Source organism: Bartonella capreoli, assembly GCF_902813205.1.
GTDB classification, from domain to species: Bacteria; Pseudomonadota; Alphaproteobacteria; order Rhizobiales; family Rhizobiaceae; genus Bartonella; species Bartonella schoenbuchensis.
In genome coordinates, this window is sequence record NZ_CADDZX010000179.1 from 1 (window position 1) to 465 (window position 465).

Below are 465 nucleotides of genomic sequence, written 5' to 3' on the forward strand. Positions count from 1 at the left end.
TATCAACCAGATGATCCACAAAAATTGGGTTTTGTCACGCAAACAACACTTTCTGTTGAAGATACAGCGGAAATTCTTGACGTCTTGCAACGACGTTTTCCTATGTTGGAACCACCTGCTGCTGAATCAATTTGCTATGCTACCACGAATCGGCAAGAAGCTGTTAAAATGGCAGCATTAGGAAGTGATTTATTTTTAATTGTTGGTGCACCAAATTCTTCTAATTCACAGCGTTTAGTAGAGGTTGCTGAGAAATTTGGTGCGCGGCAGGCTCTTTTAGTGCAAAGTGTTAACGAAATTAATTTTGATCATCTTGGATCTCTTTCCGTCGTAAGTCTTTCAGCAGGAGCTTCTGCTCCTGAAATTATTGTTGATGAAATTATTTCAGCTTTTTGTAAGCGTTATGTCGTTAAAATAGAATTAACTGGAACTGCAGTAGAAACGGAAACATTTTTAGTTAATCGC

1 pseudogene is annotated in these 465 nt (G+C 38.3%); it reads left to right on the top strand.

Annotated features, from left to right (window positions below):
* Positions 1-465: pseudogene (locus J7R05_RS07945) on the top strand (4-hydroxy-3-methylbut-2-enyl diphosphate reductase); the annotation flags it as partial.